The following is a 22,060-nucleotide window of genomic DNA, read 5'->3' on the forward strand; positions in this document are numbered from 1 at the left end:
CGCACGTACCCGTAGGCCGGATAAGCGTCAGCGCCATCCGGCAGACAGACCGCACCTACCCGTAGGCCGGATAAGCGCCAGCGCCATCCGGCATTCAGCGCCAAAGCTTACGCTTCGTAGTAGTTATAAATCCCTGCCGCCATCACCAGCTGTGACGCCACGTCGTGGGCTTTTTCACGCCCGACCAGCAGATCGATAATCTTCAGACCAAAATCAATCGCCGTGCCCGGCCCCTGGCTGGTCAACAGATTGACGCGCGGATCCCATACCACGCGCTTATCCTGCCACTGCGCCTCCGGGATCGTCTCCTTAAGCCCAGGAAAACCGGTCATATTGCCGATCGGGAAGATCTCATGGGGCACCAGCACGGTGCCGGCGGCGGCACAAATCGCCGCAACGATGCGCCCGGAGAGGTGAAACTGGCGCACGGTCTCTACCAGCAGCGGGTTATCGCGCATGCACTCCGCGCCCTTAAGCCCGCCTGGCAGCACGATAACGTCGTAATCGCCGTCTGCTACCTCAACCAGCGGCGCGTCGGCCAGCAGCTTTACGCCGCGCGAGCAGGTGATGACGCGCTCGCCGTCGCTGGCCACGCTGGCGGTGGTCACTGCGATCCCGCCGCGCACCAGCAGATCGATAGTGGTGACCGCCTCCATCTCTTCACTACCAGGGGCGAGACATATCAGAGCTGATGCGCTCATATTCACTCTCCTTACGTTTAATCAGGTCGAACAGCCGGGCATTCTCAGGCACCGCGATGCCGTGCGCGCGGGCGCGTCTGAGCAGATAGCCGGTAATGTAATCGCACTCGGTATGGCGCATCGCGCGCACATCCTGCAGCATCGATGAGATATTCTCCGCCGTACTCTCAATCACCTGGTGAACATAGGCGATCAGTTCGTCGGCGGAGATATGGTGGCCTTCGCGCTCGATCACCGCCGCCACTTCGCGGGCGATTTTCTCTATTTCTTCCGGCGCGTCGCGCAGATCGCCATTTTTGCAGTCGCGCAGCGCCGTCAGCGGGTTGATCACGCAGTTCACCGCCAGCTTGCGCCACAGTGCAGGGCGAATGGTGTTGTGCCAGGCGACATCCGGCAGCGCCATTTGCAGCGTGTCGGCCAGGTAGCTGAACTCGCCATCCTGCGCGCGCGCCGGGCCAATATGGGTGATGCCGCTGGCGACGTGAATAATCACATTGCCATCGCGGCGCGCAGCATGGGTGGTGGTGCCCATCAGCAGCGGATTGGGCAGGGATTTCAGCTCTTCAACGGTGCCCATGCCGTTATGCAGCAGCAGCACCGGCGTGGCGGGCGAGAGCGAGGCAACCAGCCCTTTTACCGCATCGGAGACCTGCCAGGCTTTAAGTGTGACCAGCAGCAGATCGCTGCGGGCCAGGAAATCGGGGTCGTTAGCCGTCAGGGACTCGTTAAAAATCGTGCCGTCTTCTTCAACCAGGTTCACACTGCAATAAGGTTGCGGGATACGTAACCAGCCCTGTACCTCATGTCCCTGCTTGCACAGTGCTGTTAACCACAGTTGCCCTAAGGCGCCGCATCCCAGTACGGTAATTCTCATTATTCCTCCTCACCTGCAACTGCGCCAGGTGTTACAGCGATAAGTATAGCGCTGTCAGCTAAGCTTCCAGTATTCAAGATTGTGTTAATACACAGTGCGGGTATTATGCATCGCTGAAATTACAGAGGGAGAGAAAAGATGCCATCTTTCGATATTGTTTCCGAAATTGATCTGCGCGAAGTGCAAAACGGCGTTGAGAATGCGACCCGTGAACTGGCCACGCGTTTCGACTTTCGCAACATTGAAGCGACGTTTGAATTAAACGAAACCAACAAAACCATCAAGGTGCTAAGCGAGTCTGACTTCCAGGTCAACCAACTGCTCGATATCCTGCGCGCCAAGCTGTTAAAGCGCGGCATTGAAGGCACCTCGCTGGAAGTGCCGGAAGAGTTTGTCCACAGCGGTAAAACCTGGTTTGTTGAAGCGAAGCTCAAGCAGGGGATTGACGCCGCAACGGCGAAGAAGATCATCAAGCTGATTAAAGAGAGCAAACTGAAGGTGCAGGCGCAGATTCAGGGTGAAGAGATCCGCGTGACCGGTAAAGCCCGTGACGACCTGCAGGCCGCCATGGCGCTGGTGCGCGGCGGTAACTTAGGCCAGCCGTTCCAGTTTAAGAACTTCCGCGATTAATGGTGTGCCCTCTCCCGTGCGGGGGAGGGCGCTTCACCTTTAACCCGCAACCGCCTGTTCCACTTCAAAACGGTTGGTCACCTTGCTGTCTATCTTCACATAGACGCTGCGCTCCTCCGGCACCACCATCGCTTCGCTTACCCCGTCCATTGCCAGCAGCCGCTGCTGCAACGCCGCATCCACCGCAACATCCTCCGGGATCGCGATACGCAAACTGCTGACATAAGGCGGCTCTTGCATGGTGCTGGCGACTAATAGCCAGACTACCGCCAGCAGCGCACCGGCGAGAAATACCGTCTGGGAGTCGAAAAAGCCATCAACCCAACCGCCGAGCGAGCCGCCAATCGCCACGCCAAGGAACTGGCTGGTGGAGTAGATGCCCATCGCCGTGCCTTTATAGCCTGCGGGTGCTTCTTTACTGATAAGCGAGGGCAGCAGCGCTTCCATCAGGTTAAAGGCGAGGAAGAAGATCTGCACGCCGATGACAATCTCCCAGAAGTGCGGGCCCGCGCCCCACAGCACAATTTCCGCGATCACCAGCAGAGCGACGCAGAGCAGGAAGACCCGCTTCATTTTGCGCTTCACTTCGGCATAGATAATGAACGGCACGACGGAGACAAACGACACCAGCATGGTGACGAGATAGATTTTCCAGTGCTGCGCCGCAGCAAACCCGGCAGCTTCCAGCTGGCCCGGCAGGGCGACAAAGGTCGACATCAGCAGTATATGCAGGCACATAATGCCGAAGTTAAGTTTAAGCAGCTTCGGGTTTGCCATGACCAGGCTAAAACAGCCTTTCACCATCCCCGATTCACGGTTGCGCACGTGCTGGGTGCTGTTTGGCACCACCCACAGCGTCAGCGCAATGCCAAGCGTGGCAAGACCGGCAATCATCCAGAAGAGTGCATGCAGACCCAGTTTATGGGTGATGATTGGGCCGAGCACCATGGCGATGGCGAAGGTGACGCCAAAACTGACGCCGATAAAGGCCATCGCTTTGGTGCGGTTCTGCTCGCGGGTTAAATCGGAGAGCAGCGCCATGACAGCGGCGGCAATCGCGCCGGAACCTTGCAGCGCACGGCCGAGAATAATGCCCCAGATAGAGTGGGAGAGGGCGGCAATCACGCTGCCAGCGACAAAAATCACCAGCCCGCCGACGATCAGCGGCTTGCGGCCGATGCGATCCGAGAGCAGGCCGAAGGGAATTTGAAAGATGGCCTGAGCGAGGCCGTAAATACCAATTGCCAGACCGATTAATGCTTCGCTGGCGCCCTGCAGCGCCATACCGTACGTGGTCAGAACGGGCAGGACCATAAACATGCCGAGCATGCGCAGGGAGAATACAGTCCCTAAACCCCAGGTGGCGCGCAACTCGCCTGGCGTCATCTTGTAATCGTTCATTACCACCTCATGTTGAAAACCGGACATAGTGTAGTGCGGGGGCAGGGCGGGGTAAACACCAGCTTAATTAACAAATATTACCTGCGTGGATGGGATGGCGGGCATAAAAAAAGGGTGCCGAGGCACCCTTTATATGACGGTCTGGATCACCAGACGTAAGTCAGCAGGCTATGTGAATCCGGCACCATAAAGTCCACGGACATCATCACGCTGAGCGAGGTGATGGCGACAATCGAGAAGACGAACAGTTTGCGCGCCCACACTTTGTCATCCGCCACTTTATACCCGCGCAGCGCCATGCCCAGCCACCAGAGGCTCACCGCGGCAGCAACCACCAGGTATTTATAACCTGCATAGCCGCCCAGCGAGAGCATCAGGGTGGCGACAGCAAACGCCACGATATAGAGCGTGATGTGGTTTTTCGCCACGGAGATGCCTTTCACCACCGGCAGAACCGGGATGTTCGCTGCCTGATAATCCTTAAAGCGGAAAATCGCGATGGCATACGAGTGGGGCATCTGCCACAGGCTGAAAATCGCCAGCAGGATCGCCGCGCCGCTGTCAAACTCGTTGGTCACGGCGCAGTAGCCAATCACCGGCGGCGCTGCGCCGGAGAGAGAGCCAATCAGCGTACCGTAGACGGAGTGGCGTTTCATATAGAGGCTATACACCCCGACATAAACCACAAACCCCATCACCCCGAGCCAGCAGGCCAGCGGATTTGCGCCGAACCACAGCAGCATAAAGCCAGCAATACCCAACAAGGCGGCGTACACCAGCGAGACTTTTGGCGAGATCAGCCCTCTGACCAGCACCCTGTTTTTCGTCCGCTCCATCTTTTTATCGATGTCACGGTCGATGTAGTTGTTAAAAACACAACCAGAGGCGACCACCAACGACACGCCGATCAGCGTGTAGAGGAACAGGGGGTAATCAATCTGGCCTTTAGAGGCCAGCAGGAACCCCCCAATCACGGAGATCAAATTGCCAAAAATAATGCCCGGTTTCGTTACTTGCAGGTATTGCTTGAACATACTCGCCGCTCTTAGTGAACCATCATGTTGTAGTTCAGGTTCCACATAATCCAGATGGAGCCCACTACCAGGATAGCGATGATAATCACGGTAAAGACAAAGGCGGTCAGGTTCCAGCGCTCCTCAGAAGAGGTGTTCATGTGCAGGAAGCAGACCAGATGAACCAAAATCTGTACCACTGCGGTGACCAGTACGGTCCCCAGAATTGCGGCGTGTGACGCGGTACCGCTCATCACCATCCAGAACGGAATAACCGTCAGGATGACTGACAGGATAAAACCTGTCATGTAGGTTTTTACGCTACCGTGGGATGCGCCGCTGTGATCGGTTGAATGACTCATTACATCGCCCCCATCAGATAAACAACAGAGAACACACAGATCCATACCACATCAAGGAAGTGCCAGAAGAGGCTCAGGCACATGATGCGGGTACGGTTTGTGCTGGTCAGGCCGCGACGGGAAACCTGGAACATCAGAACCGCCATCCAGATCAGGCCAGAGGTAACGTGCAGACCGTGGGTACCAACCAGCGCAAAGAACGCTGACAGGAAGCCGCTACGATCCGGACCCATACCTTCTGCAATCAGATGATGGAACTCATAGATCTCCATGCCGATAAAGCCCGCACCAAACAGGAAGGTCAGCGCAAGCCAGGAGATAACCTGGCTCTTGTTGCCCTTGTGCATGGCGATCGCCGCCATGCCGTAGGTGATGGAGCTGAACAGCAGCAGGAATGTCTCTACCAGAACGAACGGCAGTTCAAAAATGTCCTTGCCGGTCGGGCCGCCCGCTGTGCCGTTCACCAGAACGGCATAGGTCGCGAACAGACAGCTGAACAGAATGCAGTCGCTCATCAGGTAGATCCAGAAACCGAATACTTTATTCGGCCCTGCATCGTGGTGCCCGTGTTCGTGCGCATGGGCGTGCGCGTTGGTCAAAGTATCAGTTGCCATTTGTCAGCCCTGCTTTGTTGATCTCATCGAAATGCTGTTTTTCCAGTTTCTCGATTTCTGCAACCGGTACGTAGTAGTCCACGTCTTCGTCGAAGCTTTTCACAATCCAGCTGATGATGATGCCTGCGAAGCTGGCAATCGCCATCCACCAGATGTGCCAGATCATGGCAAAACCGAATACCGTTGCGAACGCGGCAATAACAATCCCGGCGCCGCTGTTTTTCGGCATATGAATCTCTTCATAGTGGGCAGGTTGCTTGTACGCCTCGCCTTTCTCTTTCATCTCCCAGAAAGCATCACGTTCGTGAATTTCCGGAACAACGGCAAAGTTATAGAACGGCGGAGGAGAGGAGGTTGCCCACTCCAGCGTACGGCCACCCCACGGGTCACCGGTCAGGTCACGGTTCTGATCGCGGTCACGAACAGAGACGTAGATCTGAATCAGCAGACACAGGATACCCAGTGCGATCAGCGCGGCACCACAAGCTGCCACAATCAGCATGCTGTGGAACTGCGGGTCGATATGCTGGCTGAGACGACGGGTCATACCCATGAAGCCCAGTACGTACAGCGGCATAAACGCAACGAAGAAGCCGATAATCCAGAACCAGAATGCGCGTTTACCCCAGGTTTCGTTCAGGGTGTAACCAAACGCTTTCGGCCACCAGTAGGTCATACCTGCGAAGCAACCAAATACCACGCCGCCGATGATGACGTTATGGAAGTGCGCAATCAGGAACAGGCTGTTGTGCAGTACGAAGTCTGCGCCCGGAACCGCCAGCAGCACGCCGGTCATCCCACCTACGGAGAAGGTGACGATAAAGCCGATAGTCCACAGCATAGAGGAGTGGAATACGATACGGCCCTGGTACATGGTGAACAGCCAGTTGAAGATCTTCACCCCGGTCGGGATGGCGATAATCATCGTGGTAATACCGAAGAAGGCGTTTACGTTCGCGCCAGCACCCATGGTGAAGAAGTGGTGCAGCCAAACGATGAACGACAGGATGGTAATACACACGGTCGCCCACACCAGCGAGGTGTAGCCAAACAGGCGTTTACGCGAGAAGGTGGCGGTAATTTCGGAGAAGACCCCGAACACCGGCAGCACCAGAATGTACACTTCCGGGTGACCCCACGCCCAAATCAGGTTGATGTACATCATCATGTTGCCGCCCATATCGTTGGTAAAGAAATGGGTGCCCAGATAACGATCCAGGGTAAGCAACGCGATAGTAACCGTCAGAATTGGGAACGAAGCGATAATCAGCACGTTCGCGCACAGAGAGGCCCAGGTGAAGACCGGCATTTTGAACATGGTCATGCCTGGCGCACGCATGCGCAGGATGGTCACGAAGAAGTTTATACCGGTCAGCGTCGTACCGATACCAGAGAGCTGGAGACTCCAGATCCAGTAATCGACCCCGACACCAGGGCTGTACTCTATTCCCGAGAGCGGCGGATAAGCCAGCCAACCTGTCTGCGCGAATTCACCGACGCCCAGAGAGATATTAACCAGAATCACGCCCACAACCGTGAACCAGAAGCTCAGGTTGTTAAGGAACGGGAAGGCAACGTCGCGCGCGCCGATCTGCAGCGGAACCACCAGGTTCATCAGACCGATAACAAACGGCATCGCCACGAAGAAGATCATAATCACGCCGTGGGCGGTGAAGATCTGATCGTAGTGGTGAGGCGGCAGGAAGCCCGCTTCGCCCATCGACGAAATCGCTTGTTGACTACGCATCATTACGGCGTCAGCAAAGCCACGCAGCAGCATAACAACCGCTACGAGGACATACATGATGCCAAGACGTTTATGGTCAACCGAGGTCAACCACTCATTCCATAGCCATTTCCACTTACCGAAGTAAGAGATCAGGCCGACTACCGCCAGACCACCGACGGCAATCGCAGCGATCGTAATCATGATAATTGGTTCATGATACGGCACTGCATCCAGTGTAAGTTTTCCGAACATCGTTTTCCTCGGCCCCTTAGTGAGAGGTTTCCGCGTGGCTCATGTCCATGCCTTCCATACCTTCGTGTGACTTGTGCTCACCTTCCGGTTGGGTCATGTCCATGCTCTTGCCGTGGCCCATAAATTTGTTAATAACATCTTTAAACAAATCGGGTTTCACGCTGGAGAAGTATTCAACCTTGTTGTATTCGCTTGGTGCGGCAATTTTCTCGTACGTCGCCATATCAGGCACTGTAGTAGAAGACTGTTTCGCTTTGGCGACCCACTGGTCAAATGCGGCGCGGTCCGGCGTTGCAATAGCTTTAAACTTCATGCCTGAGAAGCCCGGGCCGCTGTAGCTGGCAGAGATGCCATCATACGTACCTGCTTCGTTGGCAATCAGATGCAGTTTGGTCTGCATACCGGCCATCGCGTAGATCTGGCTGCCCAGACGCGGAATAAAGAACGAGTTCATCACGGAGTTGGAAGTCACTTTGAATTCCACCGGAGTGTTCGCCGGGAAGGCGATTTCATTCACGGTAGCGATGCCCTGTTCCGGATAGATAAAGAACCATTTCCAGTCCATGGCAACCACTTCGATAGTAATCGGGCGTTCGTCATGTACCAGTGGTCTGCTCGGCTCGAGCGAGTGAGTGGTTTTCCACGTCAGCACGGCAAGGAACAGGATGATCAGAATCGGCACGGTCCAGACCACAGCTTCCACTTTATTGGAGTGTGACCAGTTCGGGCTATACTTCGCATCTTTATTGCTCGCACGATACTTCCAGGCAAAACCTACGGCCATTAAGATGGCGGGCACCACGACAATCATCATCAGGCCAAAAGCCGTCAGGATGAGTGAACGTTGCTCCATACCAATCTGTCCTTTGGGGTCAAGAAGCGCAGAATCGCAGCCACTGAGTAATACAGTGCCGGCGATTAAGGACATCCATCCCAAACTTTTATTGTATTTCCTGAGTCTCATTTAACGACCTCAATTCCACGGGATCTGGTGGCGCTTAAAGTGTGCGGGCATTTTACGGAAAGGTTACGTTACTGTAAACATGATTGGCTTTGTGTCAGTAAGGTGTTACTGGGTTCTGCCGCATATGTCACACAGAATGCAACAATCTGTAAAACCGGGCGTTCGCACAGCCAGAGAGAGCGATTATAACGAAAACCTGACATTACAATCTGCGTTGAGGGTAAATTGGTATAACCAATCGTTCAAATAAACAAATAATTAACAATTATCCAGCAACCATTAAACATCATTGGAACGAATATGAAACCCAACAATTAATAACCGTGCTGAATCGTTATAGGATAGACCTTATTTTATAAGGCACAAATTAATTAAGATTTTTATTTTTTGCCCGTTCAGGGCGACTGGGCAAAAAACAAAAAATACGCCTGTTTAATGAACGAAATAATAACGGCGCTAAATTTATTTTTCTGCTTTTTTTATTTTTAATAGCTGATTTTAAAAGAGTTATTCCTTTAAAAATAACCCTAAATTGCACTATGTAAAATATATCGCCACCCGCAGAGGCCCGTTTTGGCCTCGCTAGAGCAGGGCGGTTCTGCGCAGCGCCAGCAGATCCAGCCCGCCACCGAACAGGATGCCCACCAACGCCAGCAGCGCGCCGCCCTCCAGCAGGAGGCCATCGACAGACCAGTGCGTCAGACCCAGCGCATTGCTGGCAAGCACCAGCAGGCCAGCGGCAAGCAGCAGCGCGCCCGCACCAAGGATGCGCAGCGCCAGCCGGTACAGCGCCGTGAACTCGGTGCGCGGCATAAAGGCTTCCGTGCGCTGCGTATACTCCAGCGTGCGTTTACATAGCAGTAGCAGCGCCAGCCCCGGGATCGCCGCAAAGATCGAAAAGAGATAGAAGGTCGGCCAGTCATAGCTGGCAACAAACCAGCCCGCCAGCGGCCCGACATAGACGCGGCCAACCGCCGAGAGCGCCGAGAGCAGCGCGAACTGTGTGGCGGAAAAGGCGCTGTTACAGAGCGTCATCAGCAGGGCGACAAACGCTGCCGTCCCCATACCGCCGCAGAGGTTTTCGAAGAAGACCGCCGCGCCCATCGTCACAATGTCTTTATCGGTGATGGAGAGCAGCCAGTAACCTGCGTTGGAGATCGCCTGCAACACCCCGAAAATCAGCAGGGCGCGGAACAGCGTTAAACGCTGCATTAATACGCCGCCCCACAGCGCGCCGATAATCGTCGCCACCAGCCCTAAGCTTTTATTCACCATCCCGACATCGCCCGGGTCGAAACCGACGCCACGTATAAGGAAGAGAGTGGTCAGGCTCATGGCAAACGCGTCACCGAGCTTATAAAGGACAATCAGCAGCAGGATCAGCCAGGCGTTGTTGCGCCCGAAGAAATCGCGCAGCGGCGCAACCACCGCTTCTTCAAGAGATCGCGGCGCAGGAATGGTGCCCACCGGCTCCGGCGCACGCAGCGTGGCGATAATGCAGGGGATCATCAGTGCTGCCATCAGCCAGTACATCCCTTGCCAGCCCAGCCAGCGATCCGCCAGCCATAGCGCCAGACCGCCGGAAATCAGCATCGCCAGGCGGTAACCGAGCACGCTTATCGCCGCGCCCGCGCCGCGCTCTTCGGCTGAGAGTACATCCGTTTTCCAGGCATCGAAAACAATGTCCTGCGACGCCGAGCAGAAGGCGATAACCACCGCCAGCGCCGCCATCCAGCGCAGATCGCTGGCAGGCTGTAAAAAGCCCATTGCGGCAATGGCGATCAGGAGCGCAACCTGCGTCAGCAGCAGCCATCCGCGGCGGCGTCCTAAGAAGGAGGGGGTATAGCGATCCATCGCCGGTGACCAGAGAAACTTAAAGACGTAGGCCTGGCCGACCAGCGAGAAGAAACCGATGGTTTTGACATCAACGCCTGCGACGGTTATCCACGCCTGTAACGTGCCGCTGGTGAGGGCAAGCGGCAAACCGGAGGCAAAGCCGAGCATCAGCAAGATCGCTGATTTAGGCTGCGTGAAAATGCGTAAGTAGTGACTGGACATGGCAGCTCAGCTGGCCCGGCAGAACCGGGCCAGTGCAGAGAGATTAACGCGCGTTCTGCTTGATGAAATCGTGGATGGTGGTGTCCTGAGACATATCCGCGATGGTGTCGGTCAACACGCTGTTAACCGCATTGGTGATCTTTTCGTTGGTCGCCTGGAAAGCGCCTTCTACGTTATAGCTGGCGCGGTAGTTTTTCGTCAGCTTGTTACCGTTGGCAGCGGTGGCGATGATGGCGATATCCGCTTTGGTGGCGATGTTGTAACGCACGTTGCCCTGAGAGACGTCTGCGTAGAGCTGGTTAACGATGATCTGCAGGTTAACCGCGCCGTTCGGCCCAATCATATAACCGCGCGCGGTCATCTGCTTCTCCAGCACTTCCTGCAGCAGGAAGCGCAGATCGCGCGACGCTGTCAGGGTAACCAGTTGGTTATCACGGGTGACTTTCGCCAGCGCCTGATCCGGACGCTGATCGGCACCGTTAATGCTGACCGTTACGCCCATCAGGCTCGGATCTTGTTGCGGAAGGGTAATTTTCGGTGTGACGTCAAGGGTGGTCGGCGGAGTTGCGCAGCCAGCCAGCATAAATAAAGCAACCAACGGGAAGAGGAGTTTCTTAATCATGTTCAGGCTCTCAAGGCTCTAAGCTTCTGGGAAAAATTGTCGCCATCATAACATTGCCGTTGTTAAGAGGAAGTCCTCAACGCATGTAAATTCATCGTGTTGTGTTTTTTTTCAGCGCCCGTAACATCTTCAAACGCGATCCCGGCCCCAAATGCCCAGGTTTTCCCTGAAGATTATGCCGTTGGACGCAAAAGCGCGACAAAGGCTAAATTTTTGTTGTCTTATTGTAACGGAGACGGTAAAAGCGGCTAACATTTAAAGGGATAGCTGGTATCTCAGCGTTGTCGGAGGCGTACCATGATGATGCGTGATCAAATAGAATCAAAACTGAAGGCGGCATTTGAGCCTGTTTTCCTCGACGTTGTGGATGAAAGTTACCGTCACAACGTTCCCGCGGGTTCGGAAAGCCATTTCAAAGTGGTGCTGGTGAGCGACTGCTTCACCGGTGAACGTTTCCTCAACCGCCACCGCATGATTTACGGTACCCTGGCAGACGAGCTGGCGACGAAAATTCATGCGCTCGCGCTGCATACCTACACCCTGAAAGAGTGGGAGGGGCTACAGGATACCTTGTTGACCTCGCCAGCCTGCCGCGGCGCAGGGACTCTCGCCTAGAAAACCGGGTTGCAACGGGCTGAACTTTTCCAGTATGTTGCATGCAGTTAATGTGAAAACGGCCTGCGGGCCGTTTTGTTTTGTCTGAAATTTGAGCGAGAAGCGCCCCTTTGTGAGCAAAATTGCTTCAGAAGTGTGAAAAATGACGCACCGTTGCGCTATTACCGTTCTCGACTCATATCTGCGATGCCGCTATAATGCGGCGTCTTATTTTTCGGAATGTCTTCGGGGTGATTCTGACGACAGGGAATGTATATCTGATTTGAGAGAGCATCCCGGTTCTGCAAAGCGAGAGGTTTGCTGCGCAGGGTAGAGTTGACCGAGCACTGTGATTTTTTGAGGTAACAAGATGCAAGTTTCAGTTGAGACCACTCAGGGCCTTGGGCGCCGTGTAACGATTACAATCGCTGCTGACAGCATCGAGACCGCTGTGAAGAGCGAGCTGGTCAACGTAGCGAAGAAAGTACGTATTGACGGTTTCCGTAAGGGTAAAGTCCCGATGACCGTTGTTGCTCAGCGTTACGGCGCCTCTGTTCGCCAGGACGTGCTGGGCGACCTGATGAGCCGCAACTTCATCGACGCGATCATCCAGGAAAAAATCAACCCGGCTGGCGCACCGAACTATGTTCCGGGCGAGTACAAACTGGGCGAAGACTTCACCTACTCTGTTGAATTCGAAGTCTATCCGGAAGTTGAACTGAAAGCGCTGGACACCATCGAAGTTGAAAAACCGCTCGTTGAAGTGACCGATGCCGACGTTGACACCATGCTGGATACCCTGCGTAAGCAGCAGGCAGACTGGAAAGAGAAAGATGGCGCTGCTGATGCAGAAGACCGTGTAACTGTCGATTTCACCGGTTCTGTTGACGGTGAAGAGTTCGAAGGCGGCAAAGCGACCGATTTCGTACTGGCGATGGGTCAGGGTCGTATGATCCCGGGCTTTGAAGAGGGCATCAAAGGCCACAAAGCGGGCGAAGAGTTCACCATCGACGTGACCTTCCCGGAAGAGTACCACGCGGAAAATCTGAAAGGTAAAGCGGCGAAATTCGTCATTAACCTGAAGAAAGTTGAAGAGCGTGAGCTGCCGGAACTGACCGAAGAGTTCATCAAACGTTTCGGCGTTGAAGATGGTTCGATGGACGGTCTGCGCGCAGAAGTACGTAAAAACATGGAACGCGAGCTGAAAGGCGCCGTGCGTAACCGTGTTAAATCTCAGGCTATCGACGGTCTGGTTAACGCCAACAACATCGACGTACCGGCTGCACTGATCGACAGCGAAATCGACGTTCTGCGTCGCCAGGCTGCTCAGCGTTTCGGTGGCAACGAGAAACAGGCTCTGGAACTGCCGCGCGAGCTGTTCGAAGAGCAGGCTAAACGCCGCGTTGTTGTTGGTCTGCTGCTGGGCGAAGTGATTCGTACCCACGAGCTGAAAGCTGACGAAGAGCGCGTTAAAGGCCTGATCGAAGAGATGGCTTCTGCGTATGAAGATCCGAAAGAAGTGATCGAGTTCTACAGCAAAAACAAAGAGCTGATGGACAACATGCGTAACGTCGCGCTGGAAGAACAAGCGGTTGAAGCGGTTCTGGAAAAAGCGAAAGTGACGGAGAAAGCAACCTCCTTCAGCGAGCTGATGAACCAACAGGCTTAATCGTTTTCTGCGATAGCTAAAAGTAATAAGCCCGTCACCTGCTTGCTGGTGGCGGGCTTTTTTTATCGCATTGGCTTTATCAGAACTGTGCTAAAAGCATGTTTCAGGGTTAGCGTAACAGCAAAAGATTGTTATGCTTGAAAACATGCGTGGTCATCCCCACTAAAGAGGGTGGCAGGAAAGACTCTGGCTGATAATCCGTCCGTGAGGGGTCGTAGTCAGACCTCTTTCACTCAAGTACAATCAGTGCAGCAAGTTTGTTAATTTTTTATCCAGGAGACGGAAATGTCATACAGCGGCGAACGAGACAACTTTGCACCCCATATGGCCCTGGTGCCAATGGTAATTGAACAGACCTCCCGCGGTGAGCGCTCTTTCGATATCTACTCCCGTCTTCTCAAGGAACGCGTAATTTTCCTGACCGGTCAGGTCGAAGACCATATGGCCAACCTGATTGTGGCGCAAATGCTGTTTCTCGAAGCAGAGAACCCGGAAAAAGATATCTATCTCTACATTAACTCCCCGGGCGGCGTGATCACGGCAGGTATGTCTATTTACGACACCATGCAATTTATTAAACCGGACGTCAGCACCATCTGTATGGGCCAGGCAGCGTCAATGGGCGCATTCCTGCTGACGGCTGGCGCAAAAGGCAAGCGCTTCTGCCTGCCGAATTCACGCGTGATGATCCACCAGCCGCTGGGCGGCTATCAGGGTCAGGCGACGGATATCGAAATCCACGCGCGTGAGATCCTGAAAGTGAAAGGGCGCATGAATGAACTTATGGCGCATCACACGGGTCAATCCTTAGAACAAATTGAGCGCGATACCGAACGTGACCGCTTCCTTGCCGCGCAAGAAGCAGTTGATTACGGGCTGGTTGACTCAATTTTGACCCATCGTAACTAATGCTCAGTCCGCATTGGCCGCTATACTTTCCAGTGCAAGCGGCGTAATGCCTGAGTAACGTTTTGCGCCTGGAATGGCATTTGCGTCGTCGTGTGGCGCAAAGAACAGAAAAGAGGTTTTACTCATGACAGATAAACGCAAAGATGGTTCGGGCAAACTGTTGTACTGCTCTTTTTGCGGCAAAAGCCAGCATGAAGTGCGTAAACTGATCGCCGGACCGTCCGTGTATATCTGCGACGAATGTGTGGATCTGTGTAACGACATTATTCGCGAAGAGATTAAAGAAGTTGCGCCGCACCGCGAGCGCAGCGCGCTGCCGACGCCGCATGAAATCCGCCACCATCTCGATGACTATGTTATCGGTCAGGAGCAGGCGAAAAAGGTGCTGGCAGTGGCGGTCTACAACCACTACAAACGCCTGCGCAACGGCGACACCAGCAACGGTGTTGAACTGGGCAAAAGTAACATTCTGCTGATCGGGCCGACCGGTTCCGGTAAAACGCTGCTGGCCGAAACGCTGGCGCGCCTGCTTGATGTACCGTTCACCATGGCGGACGCCACCACGCTTACCGAAGCGGGCTACGTCGGTGAAGATGTGGAAAACATCATTCAGAAGCTGCTGCAGAAGTGTGACTACGATGTGCAGAAAGCCCAGCGCGGCATCGTCTACATTGATGAGATTGATAAGATCTCTCGTAAGTCAGACAACCCTTCCATCACCCGTGACGTATCGGGCGAAGGTGTACAGCAGGCGCTGCTGAAGCTGATCGAAGGTACCGTTGCTGCCGTTCCGCCGCAGGGCGGTCGTAAGCATCCGCAGCAGGAGTTTTTGCAGGTTGATACCTCCAAAATCCTCTTTATCTGCGGTGGTGCTTTCGCAGGCCTCGACAAGGTGATCTCTCACCGTGTAGAAACCGGCTCCGGCATCGGTTTTGGCGCTACGGTGAAAGGAAAATCCGAAAAAGCGAAAGAGGGCGAGTTGCTGGCGCAGGTTGAACCGGAAGATTTGATCAAGTTTGGTCTGATCCCTGAGTTCATCGGTCGTCTGCCGGTTGTCGCTACGCTGAACGAGCTGAGCGAAGAAGCGCTGATCCAGATCCTGAAAGAGCCGAAAAACGCCCTGACCAAGCAGTATCAGGCGCTGTTTAATCTGGAAGGCGTCGATCTGGAGTTCCGCGACGAAGCCCTGAACGCTATCGCCAAGAAAGCGATGAGCCGCAAAACCGGTGCCCGTGGTCTGCGCTCTATCGTCGAAGCTGCGCTGCTCGACACCATGTACGATCTGCCGTCTCTGGAAGACGTCGAGAAAGTGGTGATTGATGAGTCGGTAATCGAAGGGCAAACCAAGCCGCTGCTGATTTACGGTAAGCCGGAAGCGCAGCAGGCATCTGGCGAATAATTCGTCAATTCATACAGTCAGTTAATCAAAAAGGGGGGATTTTATCTCCCCTTTTATTTTTCCGACTTCCCGGCGTTGAATGTGTGGGAAACATCCCCATATACTCCATTACATGTTAATGGTGCGTGTGGCACAGTCACGTCACCTTGATTACCTGGCGGACTTTAAACTAAGAGAGAGCTCTATGAATCCTGAGCGTTCTGAACGCATTGAAATCCCCGTATTGCCGTTGCGCGATGTGGTGGTTTATCCGCACATGGTCATCCCGTTATTTGTGGGGCGGGAAAAATCAATCCGTTGTCTTGAAGCAGCCATGGATCATGATAAAAAAATCATGCTGGTTGCGCAGAAAGAAGCGTCAACGGATGAGCCGGGTGTAAACGATCTTTTCACCGTCGGGACCGTGGCGTCTATTCTGCAGATGTTGAAACTGCCTGATGGCACTGTAAAAGTGCTGGTCGAGGGGCTTCAGCGCGCGCGCATTACTTCGCTTGCCGATAACGGCGAGCACTTCTCTGCGAAAGCGGAGTACCTTGACTCGCCGGCCATTGATGAGCGCGAGCAGGAAGTGCTGGTACGTACCGCGATCAGCCAGTTCGAAGGCTATATCAAGCTCAACAAAAAAATTCCGCCGGAAGTGCTGACGTCGCTGAACAGCATCGACGATCCTGCACGTCTGGCTGACACTATTGCTGCGCATATGCCGCTGAAGCTGGCTGACAAGCAGTCAGTGCTGGAGATGTCCGACATCAACGAACGCCTCGAGTATCTGATGGCGATGATGGAGTCGGAGATCGATCTGCTGCAGGTTGAGAAACGCATTCGCAACCGCGTGAAGAAGCAGATGGAGAAATCCCAGCGCGAGTACTATCTGAATGAGCAGATGAAGGCCATTCAGAAAGAGCTCGGCGAGATGGATGACGCGCCGGACGAAAACGAAGCCCTGAAGCGTAAAATCGACGCGGCGAAAATGCCGAAAGAGGCCAAAGAGAAGGCCGAGTCCGAGCTGCAGAAACTGAAAATGATGTCGCCGATGTCTGCGGAAGCAACCGTGGTACGCGGCTATATCGAGTGGATGGTGCAGGTTCCGTGGAATGCGCGCAGCAAGGTGAAAAAAGATCTTCGCCAGGCGCAGGAAGTGCTCGATACCGACCACTACGGCTTAGAGCGCGTCAAAGACCGTATCCTTGAGTATCTTGCGGTTCAAAGCCGTATGAACAAACTCAAAGGGCCGATTCTCTGCCTGGTCGGGCCGCCGGGGGTAGGTAAAACCTCGCTCGGTCAATCCATCGCCAAAGCGACGGGCCGTAAATATATCCGTATGGCGCTGGGCGGCGTGCGTGATGAAGCAGAAATCCGTGGTCACCGCCGTACTTACATCGGTTCTATGCCGGGTAAACTGATCCAGAAAATGGCAAAAGTTGGCGTTAAAAACCCGCTTTTCCTGCTGGATGAGATCGACAAAATGTCCTCCGACATGCGTGGTGATCCCGCTTCTGCGCTGCTGGAAGTGCTCGATCCTGAGCAGAACGTGGCGTTCAGCGATCACTACCTGGAAGTGGATTACGATCTGAGCGACGTGATGTTTGTTGCCACCTCCAACTCCATGAACATTCCGGCACCGCTGCTGGACCGTATGGAAGTGATTCGCCTCTCCGGTTACACCGAAGATGAGAAGCTGAACATTGCCAAGCGCCACCTGCTGACCAAGCAGATTGAGCGTAACGCGCTGAAACCGAACGAACTGACGGTTGATGACAGTGCGATTGTCGGCATTATTCGCTACTACACTCGCGAAGCGGGCGTGCGTGGTCTGGAGCGTGAAATCTCGAAACTGTGCCGTAAGGCGGTGAAACAGCTGCTGCTGGATCCGTCCCTGAAGCATATCGAGATTAACGGCGACAACCTGAATGACTACCTCGGCGTTCAGCGCTACGACTACGGTCGTGCGGATGATGAAAACCGTGTAGGCCAGGTGACCGGTCTGGCTTGGACTGAAGTGGGCGGCGATCTGCTGACCATTGAAACCGCCTGCGTGCCGGGTAAAGGCAAGCTCACTTACACCGGTTCGCTGGGTGAAGTGATGCAGGAGTCTATCCAGGCTGCATTGACCGTGGTGCGCGCGCGCGCAGAGAAGCTGGGTATCAACGGCGACTTCTACGAAAAACGCGACATCCACGTGCACGTTCCGGAAGGTGCGACGCCGAAAGATGGTCCGAGCGCCGGTATCGCCATGTGCACCGCGCTGGTCTCCTGCCTGACCGGTAACCCGGTTCGCGCCGACGTTGCGATGACGGGTGAGATCACCCTGCGCGGCCAGGTGCTGCCGATTGGTGGTCTGAAAGAGAAACTGCTGGCAGCGCATCGCGGCGGCATCAAAACCGTGCTGATTCCTTACGAAAATAAACGCGATTTGGAAGAAATTCCGGAAAACGTCATTGCCGATCTGGATATCCATCCGGTGAAACGTATCGAAGAAGTGCTGACGCTTGCCTTGCAGAATGCGCCGTTCGGCATGCAGGTAGCCACTGCAAAATAGTGACCTCGCGCAAAGTGCGTAGAGAAATATAAGGCTGGTGAGTGATTTCGCACTTGCCAGTCTTTTTTTGTATAGCTAATTTAGATTGCTGGTCGGCTATGTCATCATCAACTGATGTTGTAAGGGCATGACAGGCCTGTTATAACTGCTGCGCGGTCGCACTGCGAAGGATGTGGTGCGATATAAAATATAAAGAGAGGAAGAGAAGAGTGAATAAATCTCAACTGATAGACAAGATTGCCGCTGGCGCTGACATTTCTAAAGCTGCCGCCGGACGCGCGTTAGATGCGTTAATTGCTTCTGTTACTGAATCTTTGCAATCCGGGGACGACGTAGCACTGGTTGGTTTCGGTACTTTTGCGGTTAAAGAGCGCGCTGCCCGTACTGGCCGCAACCCGCAAACCGGCAAAGAGATTACTATTGCTGCTGCCAAAGTCCCTGGCTTCCGCGCAGGTAAAGCGCTGAAAGACGCCGTGAACTAAGGACTTTCCCCACGCGGGGAGGGTGGCAACATACAAGGGCACATCGCGAGGTGTGCCTTTTTTATTTTCGCAAAATCAATTTCTGCGAGTTTATGCGCGATGCGGGCTAACAATTGCACCGTTTTCTTGTCAAAATACGCGCTTACATGCAGCGGGCCTCGTGCGCTGCCTGAGATCTACAGTCACCTACAGCGGAGTGTTGTTACACCATGATGGACAATTTACGCGCGGCGGCGAATCACGTCGTGCTCAAGATCATTCTGGGTTTGATTATCGTGTCATTCATTTTGACTGGCGTGGGTAACTACCTGATTGGCGGTAACAATAATTACGCCGCAAAAGTTAATGGCCAGGAAATTGGCCGTGCGCAGTTTGAAAATGCGGTAACCAGCGAACGCAACCGTATGGCGGAGAAGCTGGGTGACCAGTTCTCGGAGCTGGCCGCAAATGAAAACTACATGAAATCCGTACGCCAGCAGGTGCTCAATCGCATGATTGATGAAGCTCTGCTGGATCAATACGCGAAGAAGCTTGGCCTCGATATCAGCGATGAGCAGGTCAAAAGCGCTATCTTCTCTACCGATGCTTTCAAGTCTGACGGCAAGTTTGATAATAACCGCTTCAACGCCCTCGTTAACCGTATGGGCATGAGCGCCGATCAATACGCGCAGGCGCTGCGCAACCAGCTTATCTCTCAGCAACTGATCAACGCCGTTGCCGGTACCGATTTTATGCTCAAAGGCGAGACCGACGAGCTGGCGGCGCTGGTATCCCAGCAGCGCGTCGTGCGCCAGGCGGTGATTGATGTGAACGCGCTGGCAGCAAAACAGACGGTCAGCGATGACGAGATCGCCAGCTATTACGATCAGAACAAGAGCCGTTTTATTGCGCCGGAGCAGTTCCGCGTAAGCTACATCAAGCTTGATGCGGCAGCGATGCAGGAAAACGCCACCGACGCACAGATTCAGGCTTACTACGACGAGCACAAGGATCAGTTCACTCAGCCGCAGCGTAATCGTTACAGCGTCATTCAGACCAAAACGGAAGATGAAGCGAAAGCGGTCATTGACGAGCTAAAAAAAGGGGCTGATTTTGCTGCCCTGGCGAAGGCGAAATCCGCTGACATCATCTCTGCCCGTAACGGCGGCGACATGGGCTGGCTGGAAGAGTCCACCACGCCGGACGAGCTGAAAAATGCCGGTCTGAAAGAGAAAGGCCAGCTCTCAGGCCCGATTAAATCCTCCGTTGGCTACCTGGTGGCGCGTCTGGATGACGTTCAGCCTGCTGTCGTCAAACCGCTGAACGAAGTACGCGATGAACTGGCGGCAAAAGTGAAGCATGAAAATGCGCTGGATGCCTGGTTCGCGCTGCAGCGTAAAGTGAGCGAAGCGGCAACTAACGATAACGAATCTCTGGCCGGTGCTGAACAGGTTTCAGGTACCAAAGCGGTGCAGACCGAGTGGTTTACCCGCGACAACCTGCCGGAAGAGCTGAACTTCAAACCGGTGAGCGATGCGATTTTCAACGGTGGTCTGGTAGGGCAGAACGGCTCGCCTGGCAACAACTCCGATATCATCACCGTTGATGGCGATCGCGCGTTCGTACTGCGTGTTACCGACCATAAAGCGGAAGCGATTAAGCCGCTGGCGGAAGTGAAAGCCCAGGTCACGGATATCGTTAAGCATGATAAAGCTGAGCAGCAGGCGAAGCTGGATGCTGACAAACTGGTTGAAGCGTTGAAAGCCGGCAAAGGCGACGACGCGATGAAAGCCGCTGGTCTGAGCTTCGGCGAAGCGAAAACCCTGGCGCGCCTCGGACAGGATCCGGTTGCAACCGCCGCCTTTAACCTGCCACTGCCGGCGAAGGATAAACCCTCCTACGGCAGCACCACCGATCAGCAGCGTAATGTGGTGATCATTGCGCTGGATGAGGTGAAAGCGGGCGAAATGCCGGAAGCGCAGAAGAAAGCGATGATGCAGGGCGTGACGCAGAATAACGCGCAAATCGCCTTTGAAGCGCTGATGAGCAACCTGCGCAAAGAAGCGAAAATCAAACTGGGCGATACCTCAGAACAGCAGCAGTAACGGGAAGCTTCTCCCAAAAAAAGGTAACGCTCTGCAATACACAAAGGCCGCTTTCGCGGCCTTTTCCATTTCTGCTGTTTGCCCTTTGTAGACATTTTCTGCCCTGGTTATGCTCCGCTGCGAGTTAACACAACGGAGATAACAGCATGAAACATGGAGTCAAAACCCTTTTACTGCCCCTGGCGTTTATGTGTGCGGCATTCAGTTCTGCCACGCTTGCCGCGCCCGCAAGCGGTGCAAAACCACCGGCGGCACACGCCGCGGCATCGGCTTCTCACACCAAAGGGCAGGAGGCGGCAAAGCCCGCGCAGGAAGAAGAAGAGGGCGTTAAAGTCAGCATCAACAGCGCGACGGCGGAAGAGTTATCAAAGGCGCTGAAGGGCGTTGGCCTTAAGAAGGCACAGGCGATCGTCAGCTATCGCGAAGAGTATGGGCCGTTTAAGAGCGTTGAGGATTTAAAACAGGTGCCGGGCATGGGCGGCAAGCTGGTGGAGCGTAATCTGGTAAACCTGAAACTGTAAGCTGCTTGCGTAGTCGCTAATTTTTGCCAGAATTAGGAGGTCATACCAGTATGACCTCTGTCTCTATAACTATAAACAGTAAAGGTTAACGCGCTATGCAGACCCAAATAAAAGTTCGTGGATTCCACCTTGATGTCTACCAGCATGTAAACAACGCCCGCTATCTCGAATTTCTTGAGGAAGCGCGCTGGGATGGGCTGGAGCATCACGAGAGTTTTCAATGGATGACCGCCCACAACATCGCTTTTGTGGTGGTTAACATCAATATCAACTATCGCCGTCCGGCGGTGCTCGGCGACCTGCTTACGGTTACCAGCCATGTCCAGCAGATTAATGGCAAAAGCGGCGTGTTAAGTCAGGTGGTGACATTAGAGCCGGAAGGGCAGGTGGTTGCCGATGCGCTGGTGACTTTTGTCTGTATCGATCTGAAAACCCAGAAAGCGCTGGCGCTGGAGGGGGAGTTGCGGGAGAAACTGGAGATGATGATCGGGGAGCGGGATTAAGTGCGCTGGAATCGCTGAAATCGCGTAGGCCGGATAAGGCGGAGCCGCCATCCGGCATGTTTCGCGGCGCTAATGCCGGATGGGTGGAATTTTTCCGTTCACCACGGGGACGGGATCCTCATAAATCATCTGTGCGGTGA

At 54.3% G+C, this 22,060-nt stretch carries 20 protein-coding genes; 10 read left to right on the top strand and 10 right to left on the bottom strand.

The genetic code is table 11. The annotated features are described in order from the left end of the window. Positions 1 to 107: 107 nt before the first annotated feature. On the bottom strand, positions 108 to 701 hold the full coding sequence (yajL, locus tag ABIC80_RS20885; protein ID WP_200580919.1) for a protein deglycase YajL: 594 nt from the start codon (positions 699 to 701) through the stop codon (positions 108 to 110). Next, the gene (gene panE, locus ABIC80_RS20890) at positions 664 to 1,575 is read right to left on the bottom strand and encodes a 2-dehydropantoate 2-reductase (RefSeq protein WP_312425096.1); all 912 of its coding nucleotides are present in this window, start codon (positions 1,573 to 1,575) and stop codon (positions 664 to 666) included. Before panE ends, yajL begins: the two co-directional genes overlap by 38 nt. Positions 1,576 to 1,713: 138 nt before the next feature. Between panE and ABIC80_RS20895 the strand changes: the two genes are divergently transcribed. Beyond that, positions 1,714 to 2,205 carry a YajQ family cyclic di-GMP-binding protein gene (locus ABIC80_RS20895; RefSeq protein ID WP_023481915.1) on the top strand — a complete coding sequence of 164 codons (492 nt, stop codon included), beginning with the start codon at positions 1,714 to 1,716 and terminating at the stop codon, positions 2,203 to 2,205. A 39-nt stretch (positions 2,206 to 2,244) separates the two neighbouring features. Here ABIC80_RS20895 and ABIC80_RS20900 read toward each other — a convergent pair whose 3' ends face one another. The 8 genes from ABIC80_RS20900 to ABIC80_RS20935 all read right to left on the bottom strand — a co-directional run bounded on the left by ABIC80_RS20900 (position 2,245) and on the right by ABIC80_RS20935 (position 11,220). Further along, a complete protein-coding gene (locus ABIC80_RS20900; protein ID WP_312606256.1) occupies positions 2,245 to 3,606 on the bottom strand; it encodes an MFS transporter in 1,362 nt (453 codons plus the stop codon). Between the two features lie 146 nt (positions 3,607 to 3,752). Beyond that, complete coding sequence (gene cyoE / locus ABIC80_RS20905) at positions 3,753 to 4,640, bottom strand: heme o synthase (RefSeq protein ID WP_200135557.1); 888 nt, start codon at positions 4,638 to 4,640, stop codon at positions 3,753 to 3,755. Positions 4,641 to 4,651: 11 nt separating this feature from the next. Then, positions 4,652 to 4,981, bottom strand: coding sequence for a cytochrome o ubiquinol oxidase subunit IV (locus tag ABIC80_RS20910; RefSeq protein WP_023481940.1), 330 nt, complete (start codon positions 4,979 to 4,981; stop codon positions 4,652 to 4,654). Beyond that, positions 4,981 to 5,595: a cytochrome o ubiquinol oxidase subunit III gene (locus ABIC80_RS20915; RefSeq protein ID WP_023481905.1), complete on the bottom strand. Its 615-nt coding sequence runs from the start codon at positions 5,593 to 5,595 to the stop codon at positions 4,981 to 4,983. The genes ABIC80_RS20910 and ABIC80_RS20915 overlap by 1 nt, the downstream gene beginning before the upstream one ends. Next, entirely contained in the window at positions 5,585 to 7,576 is a 1,992-nt protein-coding gene (gene cyoB, locus ABIC80_RS20920; protein WP_200135558.1) for a cytochrome o ubiquinol oxidase subunit I, read from the bottom strand. Before cyoB ends, ABIC80_RS20915 begins: the two co-directional genes overlap by 11 nt. Positions 7,577 to 7,592: 16 nt before the next feature. Further along, the gene (gene cyoA / locus ABIC80_RS20925; protein ID WP_094419521.1) at positions 7,593 to 8,540 is read right to left on the bottom strand and encodes a cytochrome o ubiquinol oxidase subunit II; all 948 of its coding nucleotides are present in this window, start codon (positions 8,538 to 8,540) and stop codon (positions 7,593 to 7,595) included. Positions 8,541 to 9,122: 582 nt separating this feature from the next. Continuing rightward, a complete protein-coding gene (gene ampG / locus ABIC80_RS20930; protein WP_200135559.1) occupies positions 9,123 to 10,598 on the bottom strand; it encodes a muropeptide MFS transporter AmpG in 1,476 nt (491 codons plus the stop codon). Positions 10,599 to 10,641: 43 nt separating this feature from the next. After that, positions 10,642 to 11,220 (bottom strand): lipoprotein, encoded by a 579-nt coding sequence (locus tag ABIC80_RS20935; RefSeq protein ID WP_023481890.1) that lies wholly within the window; start codon positions 11,218 to 11,220, stop codon positions 10,642 to 10,644. 297 nt (positions 11,221 to 11,517) lie between these two features. On the opposite strand from ABIC80_RS20935, the gene bolA reads away from it, so the two are divergent. The 9 genes from bolA to ABIC80_RS20980 all read left to right on the top strand — a co-directional run bounded on the left by bolA (position 11,518) and on the right by ABIC80_RS20980 (position 21,920). Beyond that, positions 11,518 to 11,835 (top strand): transcriptional regulator BolA, encoded by a 318-nt coding sequence (bolA, locus tag ABIC80_RS20940; RefSeq protein ID WP_042713623.1) that lies wholly within the window; start codon positions 11,518 to 11,520, stop codon positions 11,833 to 11,835. Positions 11,836 to 12,184: 349 nt separating this feature from the next. Next, positions 12,185 to 13,483 (top strand): trigger factor, encoded by a 1,299-nt coding sequence (gene tig, locus ABIC80_RS20945; RefSeq protein WP_023481893.1) that lies wholly within the window; start codon positions 12,185 to 12,187, stop codon positions 13,481 to 13,483. A 285-nt stretch (positions 13,484 to 13,768) separates the two neighbouring features. After that, positions 13,769 to 14,392, top strand: a complete 624-nt coding sequence (gene clpP / locus ABIC80_RS20950) for an ATP-dependent Clp endopeptidase proteolytic subunit ClpP (protein WP_007373538.1) — start codon at positions 13,769 to 13,771, stop codon at positions 14,390 to 14,392. 124 nt (positions 14,393 to 14,516) lie between these two features. Next, positions 14,517 to 15,791, top strand: a complete 1,275-nt coding sequence (gene clpX / locus ABIC80_RS20955) for an ATP-dependent protease ATP-binding subunit ClpX (RefSeq protein WP_054804405.1) — start codon at positions 14,517 to 14,519, stop codon at positions 15,789 to 15,791. Positions 15,792 to 15,975: 184 nt separating this feature from the next. Beyond that, positions 15,976 to 18,330: an endopeptidase La gene (gene lon, locus ABIC80_RS20960; protein WP_023481941.1), complete on the top strand. Its 2,355-nt coding sequence runs from the start codon at positions 15,976 to 15,978 to the stop codon at positions 18,328 to 18,330. Positions 18,331 to 18,539: 209 nt separating this feature from the next. Then, on the top strand, positions 18,540 to 18,812 hold the full coding sequence (gene hupB / locus ABIC80_RS20965; RefSeq protein WP_010428111.1) for a nucleoid-associated protein HU-beta: 273 nt from the start codon (positions 18,540 to 18,542) through the stop codon (positions 18,810 to 18,812). Between the two features lie 209 nt (positions 18,813 to 19,021). Then, entirely contained in the window at positions 19,022 to 20,896 is a 1,875-nt protein-coding gene (gene ppiD / locus ABIC80_RS20970) for a peptidylprolyl isomerase (protein ID WP_429178459.1), read from the top strand. A 146-nt stretch (positions 20,897 to 21,042) separates the two neighbouring features. Next, complete coding sequence (locus tag ABIC80_RS20975; protein WP_429178460.1) at positions 21,043 to 21,417, top strand: helix-hairpin-helix domain-containing protein; 375 nt, start codon at positions 21,043 to 21,045, stop codon at positions 21,415 to 21,417. A 95-nt stretch (positions 21,418 to 21,512) separates the two neighbouring features. Continuing rightward, positions 21,513 to 21,920 (top strand): YbgC/FadM family acyl-CoA thioesterase, encoded by a 408-nt coding sequence (locus ABIC80_RS20980; RefSeq protein ID WP_313354574.1) that lies wholly within the window; start codon positions 21,513 to 21,515, stop codon positions 21,918 to 21,920. Positions 21,921 to 22,060: the final 140 nt, after the last annotated feature.

Origin of the sequence: Kosakonia sp. 1610, assembly GCF_050435845.1 — a bacterium.
GTDB lineage: Bacteria > Pseudomonadota > Gammaproteobacteria > Enterobacterales > Enterobacteriaceae > Kosakonia > Kosakonia cowanii.

What these genes read in the sequence shown, in the direction of transcription:
- clpX (WP_054804405.1), top strand. Translation starts at nt 14,517, where the DNA reads ATGACAGATAAACGCAAAGATGGTTCGGGCAAACTGTTGTACTGCTCT.
- tig (WP_023481893.1), top strand. Translation starts at nt 12,185, where the DNA reads ATGCAAGTTTCAGTTGAGACCACTCAGGGCCTTGGGCGCCGTGTAACG.
- ABIC80_RS20915 (WP_023481905.1), bottom strand. Translation starts at nt 5,595, where the DNA reads ATGGCAACTGATACTTTGACCAACGCGCACGCCCATGCGCACGAACAC.
- ABIC80_RS20895 (WP_023481915.1), top strand. Translation starts at nt 1,714, where the DNA reads ATGCCATCTTTCGATATTGTTTCCGAAATTGATCTGCGCGAAGTGCAA.
- ABIC80_RS20900 (WP_312606256.1), bottom strand. Translation starts at nt 3,606, where the DNA reads ATGAACGATTACAAGATGACGCCAGGCGAGTTGCGCGCCACCTGGGGT.
- bolA (WP_042713623.1), top strand. Translation starts at nt 11,518, where the DNA reads ATGATGATGCGTGATCAAATAGAATCAAAACTGAAGGCGGCATTTGAG.
- clpP (WP_007373538.1), top strand. Translation starts at nt 13,769, where the DNA reads ATGTCATACAGCGGCGAACGAGACAACTTTGCACCCCATATGGCCCTG.
- ABIC80_RS20935 (WP_023481890.1), bottom strand. Translation starts at nt 11,220, where the DNA reads ATGATTAAGAAACTCCTCTTCCCGTTGGTTGCTTTATTTATGCTGGCT.
- ABIC80_RS20980 (WP_313354574.1), top strand. Translation starts at nt 21,513, where the DNA reads ATGCAGACCCAAATAAAAGTTCGTGGATTCCACCTTGATGTCTACCAG.
- ABIC80_RS20910 (WP_023481940.1), bottom strand. Translation starts at nt 4,981, where the DNA reads ATGAGTCATTCAACCGATCACAGCGGCGCATCCCACGGTAGCGTAAAA.
- ABIC80_RS20975 (WP_429178460.1), top strand. Translation starts at nt 21,043, where the DNA reads ATGAAACATGGAGTCAAAACCCTTTTACTGCCCCTGGCGTTTATGTGT.
- cyoA (WP_094419521.1), bottom strand. Translation starts at nt 8,540, where the DNA reads ATGAGACTCAGGAAATACAATAAAAGTTTGGGATGGATGTCCTTAATC.
- cyoB (WP_200135558.1), bottom strand. Translation starts at nt 7,576, where the DNA reads ATGTTCGGAAAACTTACACTGGATGCAGTGCCGTATCATGAACCAATT.
- yajL (WP_200580919.1), bottom strand. Translation starts at nt 701, where the DNA reads ATGAGCGCATCAGCTCTGATATGTCTCGCCCCTGGTAGTGAAGAGATG.
- lon (WP_023481941.1), top strand. Translation starts at nt 15,976, where the DNA reads ATGAATCCTGAGCGTTCTGAACGCATTGAAATCCCCGTATTGCCGTTG.
- ppiD (WP_429178459.1), top strand. Translation starts at nt 19,022, where the DNA reads ATGATGGACAATTTACGCGCGGCGGCGAATCACGTCGTGCTCAAGATC.
- ampG (WP_200135559.1), bottom strand. Translation starts at nt 10,598, where the DNA reads ATGTCCAGTCACTACTTACGCATTTTCACGCAGCCTAAATCAGCGATC.
- panE (WP_312425096.1), bottom strand. Translation starts at nt 1,575, where the DNA reads ATGAGAATTACCGTACTGGGATGCGGCGCCTTAGGGCAACTGTGGTTA.
- cyoE (WP_200135557.1), bottom strand. Translation starts at nt 4,640, where the DNA reads ATGTTCAAGCAATACCTGCAAGTAACGAAACCGGGCATTATTTTTGGC.